Origin of the sequence: Limosilactobacillus alvi, from assembly GCF_016900115.1 — a bacterium.
GTDB lineage: Bacteria > Bacillota > Bacilli > Lactobacillales > Lactobacillaceae > Limosilactobacillus > Limosilactobacillus alvi.
Map to the genome: position 1 here is coordinate 1 of NZ_JACJJQ010000054.1, position 8,299 is coordinate 8,299.

Genomic DNA, 8,299 nt, shown 5'->3' on the forward strand with positions numbered 1-8,299 from the left:
AGGCCACCCACGTTGGGCAGCCTAAACTAGACCAATTTAGCCTTAAAAATTCTATCAGTACCAGTTGACGAAGAGCCCGAAAAAGCGACTGGGAAGAAATTAATCTTTCCCAGTCGCTTTTCTGTATCTCTAAATGTTAATTAGAAACTAAGGTTAATGAGAAGTTTTTTCCCAACCTTTTTTCGTTACTTTACAATTTCACAAAATTCAATTGTTTCACTATTTGGCCCTTCAATGTTAAAGAATTTGATTCCTTTTTCCCAGAAGTCAAGGTGTTGAACTTCGCTTTCCTTCATCTTAAATCCAGCATCCTTAGCAGCTTTATAAGCAGCGTCAGCATCACTGGTATTTAAGGAAATATGATTAATTGCACCAGTTTGGTGAACCGCACCATCACCAGTCCAGATTTCGAGGGTGAGGTGGCCCATGTTCATGAAGACAACTTGATTGCCTTGGTCATCGGTATCGAAGTTACCAATCATTTTGAAACCGAGTTTTTCCCAAAAAGCAATCGTCTTTGGAAGATTATCGGTTGGAATACCAATGTGTTGTACATCGTCAAAGTATCCTGCTAGACTTTTGTTAAATGCCATAATAATTACTTCCTCTCAAAATAAGTTTATACTAGTTTCCTAAGTCGAGCGCCTGGTGAGTAAGTTTGCCAAAAATGTGCTTGTCAGCCCAACCAGTAATTGCACCTTGGAAAAGAAGGGCAAAGATGGTTCCTAAACCAAAGTTTGCTAAGCCCATCTTTGGCATTGCAATCAAGGCGAAAATTGTCGGTGGAATGTAAGACATCCACATTGAAACGGTTGCATTTCCTTTGCAGTACCGGAACCGTAAAATTTGGAACAAATCATCTGCAGGGTGTAAAACTAAGTTAACTCGTTGATAGATTGAAATAGCGGTCCCAATTAAAGCAACCCCAAAGAAATTAATTAAGACGTATAGGATTACCATTGGTAGAGAATATGCATCAGGCATAATTTGATTAAAAATGTTTGAGAACCATTGGATAAAGATTGAGAATGGTAACATGAAAATAAAGTTACCACCAATTCGTTTCCAATCCCATTTTTTCATCAAAATTGCGTTTAAAACAGATGTTAACATCCCCAAAATCATAAAGGCCCAGAATAATGCAAGGGGATTATCCTTTCCAAGGACTGCTAAACCAAGATTGTTTTCAGCAGCGGTCCAATAAGCCGAACCCAAAAAATGTGGGTGAATATGTGAACTTGTCACAAGTGTTAAAACGTTCCCCATCGAATTTATCACAATTGAAAGGGCGAAGTAAGCGATACTCGTGGTCATTGAAATCGACCGTTGTGTCACTTTTGGTGTTTCTTCCATCTTCTCTTTCCTCCTTGGTGAAAAACTTCACTTTACGATCACTGATTTTACAACTGGAAAAATTGTATGTCAACCGCTTGACAGATGTTTCTAAAAAAATAATCTTATGGTCTCCTTACCAATTCATGGTAAAATTAAAATATGATTAAAAAGGAGGGGAAGAAATGAAGTGCACAACGCAAGCCTTAACAATTGCTGGCCATGATTCCGATGGAAGCGCTGGGATGCCAGCCGATTTACACGCTTTTTTTGCAGATAGGGTATATGGTCATGGCATTTTAACGGCAGCAGTTGCTGGTAACTCACAGGGAATTTATGCGAGTCAGATAATGCCTGCTGATTTTATTGCCAAACAATTTGAAGTTTTAGCTACTGACTTCAAAATTCAGGCAGCTAAAACAGGAATGCTGGCTGATGATGACGTAATTAACGTGGTTGCTGATCAATACGAGAAGATCGATTTTGGTCCCTTAGTTGTTGACCCAGTTATTATCACGAAGCATGGAGCGATGTTACTGGCTGAGTCAGCTTTCGAACTTTTCCGGAAGCGAATGGTTCCGCTAGCAACGGTTTTAACGCCTAATTTTTTTGAAGCCCAAAAACTAACTGAACGGGAACTCAAAAATGATGAAGCAATTATTGAAGCGGCAAAGGAATTGCAACAAATGGGAGCGCAAAATGTCGTTATTAAAGGACAACACCAACCAGGCCAAGTGAAGCCAGTTCGAGATTTTGTTCGTTTAGCTGATGGTGAAGAATTTTGGCTTTCTCAAAACTATGTAGCAACTAATCGGGTTAACGGAACTGGTGATACCTATTCTGCGATCATTACTGCCGAGTTAGCAAAGAAAGTCGGGGTTAAGCAAGCAGTGATCAAGGCTAATCAATTTGTCCACACTGCGATTCAAAATGAGCTGACGGTGGGTCATCAGTATGGGCCAATTAATCATTGGGCCGGAATGAAATTAGTTTCAGAAAACAAGGAGTAAGTTAAGAATGATGTTAGCAACGATTTTAGCTTGGATAGTTGGAATTGAGCATCTAGGGATTATGGTCCTTGAAATATGGGCTTCACCAAAGCAACAGGCAAAGGCATTCGGCCTTAGTAATGACTATACTCAACAACCTGAGGCCCGAATTTCCATGGCTAACCAAGGAATTTATAACGGTATGTTAGGTTTACTCATAATCGCAACAACTTGGCTTTTTGGCGGAACAATCCAGCTTCAAGTCTGGGCATTATTATTGTTGTTTATAATTGTCGTTGCTTTTTATGGAGGCTTAACGGTGGGCAAGAAAGTTTGGATTATGCAACTTTTACCAGCAGTGCTCGCCGAAGGAGCAGTCCTAGCGGTTTGGTTAGGGTAGAAAAAGAGATTGTGCAAATAATGCATTTTTCCCTGTCAAGTAGACATTTAAATATACAAATCAGATTAACCAGCTAAGCGCCGATATTCTAGCGGTGCTTGGCTGGTTTATTTTCTTGGTTTTATTTGTTTAGGCATACAAAAAACCATTAGAGTAGATATGGATTTTTGTATCTCCATGTCTACTCTAATGGGAGCATACCAACAAATTTTTGAGAAAACCTCTCTAGTTATGTAAAAAAAGGATCTCAAAGAAAATTCTTTTGAGATCCTTTGAAGAACCACCAGTAATAAATTACCGACGGTTGTAAAATTCAACGACAAGCGCTTCGTCGATATCAGCATTCATGTCTTCACGAGCTGGAAGGCGAGTTAATTTACCTTCTAACTTGTCGACATCGAATTCAACGTATGACGGCCGAGCAACAACAGCGTCAACCGCGTTCTTGATGATTTCCAAGTTCTTGGACTTTTCGCGAACGGCGATGACTTGGCCGACCTTAACTTCATATGATGGAATGTCAACCCGCTTACCATCAACAGTGATGTGACCGTGGTTAACTAATTGCCGTGCTTGACGGCGAGTAGTAGCCAAGCCAAGACGGTAAACCACATTATCCAAACGCCGTTCAAGTAAGATCATGAAGTTGGTACCGTGAGTACCTTCCTTGATCTTACCAGCTCGCTTGAAGAGGTTACTGAATTGGCGTTCAGTCATTCCGTACATGAAACGCAACTTTTGCTTTTCCCGAAGTTGCATCCCATATTCAGAAACGCTACCGCGCCGATCGTTCCCGTGATCACCGGGAGCGTATGGACGACGAGCTAATTCCTTACCAGTACCAGAAAGTGAAACGCCAAGGCGACGAGATAAACGCCAACTTGGACCAGTGTAACGTGACATAAATAAATTCCTCCAAAAAATTTGATTGGAGTAAAATAATCCGATTGTGTGGTTGGCATTCGTGCAGCCTAATTAGATCGTTCACCCTAGCAGCCGAGTTACTAGAAACACCATCTTGGCATTAGTCTGTTGACGAGCTTGCTCCACACTGCTGCATTATTTTACACAACGACTATCATACACTGGATTAAAGATTATCGTCAAGTAAAAATAAAATTTGCTTCAAAAGACCCCAACGTTATTGATCACGTTATGCTATACTAAAACAAGGATATCAATATAGGTGGGATTTTTATGGTGCAAATATTAATAATAATTTTAGTGATTGCCCTGTTAGTAATTGTGGGGCTTTTCGTTTATCAACGACAAACTTTGAAAAAGTTATCTACATATGGTCAGAGTATCCAGGCCATTCCCTTGCAAAAAATTGATCAGCGGCTTAGTAAGGAGAAGGTTCAAACCTTAATGGGTGAATCTTTAAAGACGTTTACAGATTTGCGGCAACAATTTGATAAAAAACTTGTTCCAAACGTAAAAAAAATGCAGCATCAAATCGAACTGCTTAGTCAAGAGGCCAAAACAACGGCGCTTTTTACAATTGCAGGGAGTGTAAGTACTTTAGCGGAAGAAGTAGCTAGTTTGCTTGACGAAACTAAAAAAATTGAAACCGCCTTGGACAAACTTGATGCATCAGTTAAAAATCAAACCGAAGCCCTAACAAAGCTTCGACAAACTTACAATCAATTTAGCCGGCAATTAGATGATGAAGGCTTTTCATACGGTGAAAGTAAGGTTAAGTTAAATCAACAATTGATTGACTTACAAAAGAAGTTTGAGCACTTTGCTGAGGTAGCTAATCAGGGTGATCATCAAGCAGCTCAAGAAATTTTAGATGAACTAAGGACGGAAACCCAAAATTATGAAAAGCTCTTAAAGACGGTTCCCGAACTTTACCGGCCGCTTTATACTACATTCCCGGACCAATTAGCTGAATTATCAAGTGGTTACGAAGAATTAAAAAAGAAAAATTACAACTTTACTGAGGCTAACCTTCCTGACCAAATTAAAGATCTTAGTGGCGAGCAAAAATTTGCCTTAGAAAAATTAACAGAGCTTGAGATTGGTCCAGTGAAAGGAGCCGTGGATCATCTAGCACCAGCGATTGATCACTTGTATGATGTGATGCAAAAAGAATTAGATGCCCGACCTCAGGTAAAAAAGCTGTTTCCAAAAACCAAGACTCATTTAGAACATGCCGAATCACAAAACCGACAATTGCTTAATGAGTTGGACAAATTGAGTATTAGCTATACCCTTAATCATAATGAAATAGCTGATGCTCGAGGATTAAGCGAGCAGTTACGACAACAACGGTCGACTCTTGAAACTGATGAAGCTGGATTGAATGATCATTCAGCAATTGAAAGTCAAGTTTTAACTCATCTTGAAAAAACAGAAAATGAACTAACGGCAATCGAAAAGCAACAACAAGAAATTAATCAAAGTGTTGCAACCTTACGGGAAGATGAAGAGCGAGCTCAACGGGCTTTGCAACGATTTGCTGTTGACTTGAAAACAACTAAACGCCGGGTTGAAAATCTTAATCTCCCGGGAATCCCGCAAGACTATTTAGATTACTTTTTTGTAGTTTCAAACGAAGTAAAGAAGTTATCCCAATTAATGAACCAACCACAAATTGATATGGAAGAAATTACCAAACAGTTATTGGTTGTTCAGTCTGATTTGGGAACTTTACGGGAAAGGACGACTAGTTTACGTGATAGTGCGGAGTTGACGGAACGGTTAATCCAGTATGCGCATCGGTTAAGTGTCGATCACGAAGAAATTGAGAAAGCTATTGAAGAAGCACAAACTCTATTTAGTGAGTATAAGTATGCTGAAAGTTTGGAAACTTTAGGGACGGCGGTTGAAGAAGCTGAACCGGGAAGCTTTAAGCGCCTTGAAGATAGTTATTATCAAGAAGTTGAAGAACCAAAGTAAGCCTAAAATATTGGGTAACAGGAACTTATAGTTTATTCTGTTGCCCTTTTTTTGTATAATAGTTTGCGTTTAGAGTCGAACTAAATTACAACCTACCTGAAGCAAGATGCACTACTAGTTGTGAGCGAAGGTTTAGAATTTAATAAGGAGGAATTGGCCTGTTGATTTATTTTGATAATAGCGCCACAACCAAAATTTTGCCGGATGTGTTAAGTACTTACGATCAAGTTTCGGAAAAAATTTGGGGAAATCCATCTAGTTTACACAAATTAGGGGAGCCAGCTTGGAACTTACTGGAACAATCGCGGCGGCAAATTGCTAACTTGTTTGGCGTTTTACCAAGTGAGATAATTTTTACTTCTGGTGGCTCAGAAGGGGATAACTGGGTCATAAAAGGAACGGCAATCGCAAAACATAAATTTGGGAAGCATATTATTACCTCAAGTGTCGAACATGCGGCGGTTCGTAATGCTATGGCCCAACTAGAAGAGTTGGGATTTGATGTAACATACTTACCAGTTGATGACCAAGGACGAGTAAGCGTTGCTGATCTAAAGGCGGCTTTGCGCCCAGATACGATCTTGGTATCAATTATGGCGGTAAATAATGAAATTGGAACAATTCAACCGATTAAGGAAATTGGGGAAGTTCTAAATGATTATCCTCGGATTCACTTTATGGTTGATGCTGTTCAAGCAATTGGAAAAGGTTTGGATGATCTTGTCTTTTCTGACCGGGTTGACTTTGCAACCTTCTCTGGTCATAAGTTCCATGCTCCACGGGGGACGGGTTTTGTTTATGTCAAACAAGGACGGCAGTTGGCACCTTTAATTAACGGTGGTGGCCAAGAACGAGGACTTCGTTCAGGAACCGAAAATGTTGCTGGGATGGCAGCAATGGCGCGAGCAGTTCGCCGTGTTAAGGAAAAAGAGATAACGAGTGTTGCAAATGAAAAAGCAATTAAGGAACGGATTGCAAAGCATATTCAGACTTTCGATCATGTACACTTATTCTCACGTTTAGATGATGGCTTTGCCGCCCACGTACTTTGCTTTGCAATTGAGGGTGTTCGTGGTGAAACGATTGTTCACGCTTTTGAAGAGCGGGAGATTTATCTTTCAACGACTAGTGCTTGCTCCTCCAAAAAGCAAGCGGAAGCAAGTACGCTTGCGGCAATGAAGGTCCCAACGAAGCTAGCGGAATGTGCTGTTCGAATTAGTTTAGGTGATCAAAATACCCTCGCCGAAGCAGATCAGTTCAACCAAGTTTTTGATAAAGTGTATGCTGGCTTTAAAAAAATTATAGATTAATAAGAAAGAAGGTGTGCTAGTGACACAATTACATTATGATGAAATTATGGTCCGCTATGGAGAACTTTCAACCAAGGGCCACAATAAGAAAAATTTTATTGATCGACTAGGAACCAACGTCCGCAAAGCATTGCATGATTTTACTGATGTGAAAGTTCATGCTAATCAAGACCGGATGCACGTAATTTTAAACGGTGTAGATAGTGAAGCTGTGATGAAGCGATTAAAACAAGTCTTTGGAATTCAAACTTTTTCACCAGTGCTGAAAGTTGATAAGAATTTTGGGGCCGTGTGTGAAGCAGCTAAAACGTTAATTGAAAAACAAGTTAGCCAACCGGTTACCTTTAAGGTTGAAACTAAGCGGAGCGATCATAATTTTGAAATGGGAACATTTGAGATGAACCGCCAATTAGGGGGTTACTTATTGGAACAGTTTCCAGATTTATTAACCGTGGATGTTCATAATCCGGCAATTGAAATTCGGGTTGAAATTCGCGGAAATGGAATTTACTTAATGAGTGAAATTATTAAGGGAGCCGGTGGTTTACCAGTTGGTACAGCAGGCAAGGGGATGATGATGCTCTCTGGTGGCATTGATTCTCCAGTTGCGGCGTACTTAGCTCTTAAACGTGGAGTCTCGCTTGAAATGGTTCACTTCTATAGTCCACCGTATACGAGTGAACAAGCTCTTGCTAAGGCGAAAGAATTAACGGGGAAACTAGCCCGTTATGCTGGAAGTATTCGTTTTATTCAAGTGCCATTTACAGAAATTCAAGAGACAGTGAAGGAAAAAGTACCAGAAGGTTACTTAATGACGGTTCAGCGGCGGTTCATGCTTCGATTAGCAGTTGAATTGGCTAACCGCCGGAAGGGGCTCGCAATTTTCAACGGGGAATCACTTGGTCAGGTAGCGTCCCAAACGATGGAATCAATGCGAGCAATCGAAGCTGTAACGAATTTACCGGTACTGAGACCAGTTCTTTCATATGATAAGACTGAAATTATTAAGATTGCGGAAGATATTGATACCTATAATTTGTCAATCTTACCATACGAAGACTGTTGTACCGTCTTTACCCCACCTTCTCCTAAGACCAAGCCAAATCTTGAAAAAGCCACTAAATATGAAGGGTGGCTTGACGTGGATGGTTTAATGGAACGGGCACTGAAAGGCGTCAAGATTGAAGAAATTCACGCAGATCAAGAATTCCTTAACCAAAACGAAGATGTTTTTGCAGAATTGCTTTAATTTGGATGGGAATTAAAAAGCGGTCGAAGAGAAATTTCGGCTCTTCGTCAACTGGTACTGATAGAATTTTTAAGGCTAAATTGGTCTAGTTTAGGCTGCCCAACGTGGGTGGCCT

The 8,299-nt window shown here is 40.2% G+C and carries 8 protein-coding genes; 5 read left to right on the forward strand and 3 right to left on the reverse strand.

Going from position 1 to position 8,299, the window contains the following annotated elements:
- Window positions 1-185: 185 nt before the first annotated feature.
- Entirely contained in the window at window positions 186-593 is a 408-nt protein-coding gene (locus tag H5993_RS08550) for a VOC family protein (RefSeq protein ID WP_204777042.1), read from the reverse strand.
- Between the two features lie 31 nt (window positions 594-624).
- The gene (locus tag H5993_RS08555; protein ID WP_204777043.1) at window positions 625-1,353 is read right to left on the reverse strand and encodes a DUF6198 family protein; all 729 of its coding nucleotides are present in this window, start codon (window positions 1,351-1,353) and stop codon (window positions 625-627) included.
- Window positions 1,354-1,517: 164 nt separating this feature from the next.
- On the opposite strand from H5993_RS08555, the gene thiD reads away from it, so the two are divergent.
- The gene (gene thiD / locus H5993_RS08560) at window positions 1,518-2,342 is read left to right on the forward strand and encodes a bifunctional hydroxymethylpyrimidine kinase/phosphomethylpyrimidine kinase (RefSeq protein ID WP_204777044.1); all 825 of its coding nucleotides are present in this window, start codon (window positions 1,518-1,520) and stop codon (window positions 2,340-2,342) included.
- A 10-nt stretch (window positions 2,343-2,352) separates the two neighbouring features.
- A complete protein-coding gene (locus H5993_RS08565; protein WP_204777048.1) occupies window positions 2,353-2,721 on the forward strand; it encodes a DUF1304 domain-containing protein in 369 nt (122 codons plus the stop codon).
- A gap of 294 nt (window positions 2,722-3,015) precedes the next feature.
- On the opposite strand, the gene rpsD is transcribed toward H5993_RS08565, so the two are convergent.
- Window positions 3,016-3,624, reverse strand: coding sequence for a 30S ribosomal protein S4 (gene rpsD / locus H5993_RS08570; RefSeq protein WP_204777045.1), 609 nt, complete (start codon window positions 3,622-3,624; stop codon window positions 3,016-3,018).
- Between the two features lie 294 nt (window positions 3,625-3,918).
- Between rpsD and ezrA the strand changes: the two genes are divergently transcribed.
- The 3 genes from ezrA to thiI all read left to right on the forward strand — a co-directional run bounded on the left by ezrA (window position 3,919) and on the right by thiI (window position 8,184).
- A complete protein-coding gene (gene ezrA / locus H5993_RS08575) occupies window positions 3,919-5,625 on the forward strand; it encodes a septation ring formation regulator EzrA (RefSeq protein ID WP_204777046.1) in 1,707 nt (568 codons plus the stop codon).
- A gap of 161 nt (window positions 5,626-5,786) precedes the next feature.
- Window positions 5,787-6,935 (forward strand): cysteine desulfurase family protein, encoded by a 1,149-nt coding sequence (locus H5993_RS08580; RefSeq protein WP_204777047.1) that lies wholly within the window; start codon window positions 5,787-5,789, stop codon window positions 6,933-6,935.
- A gap of 46 nt (window positions 6,936-6,981) precedes the next feature.
- Window positions 6,982-8,184, forward strand: a complete 1,203-nt coding sequence (gene thiI / locus H5993_RS08585) for a tRNA uracil 4-sulfurtransferase ThiI (protein ID WP_204777049.1) — start codon at window positions 6,982-6,984, stop codon at window positions 8,182-8,184.
- Window positions 8,185-8,299 lie beyond the last annotated feature (115 nt).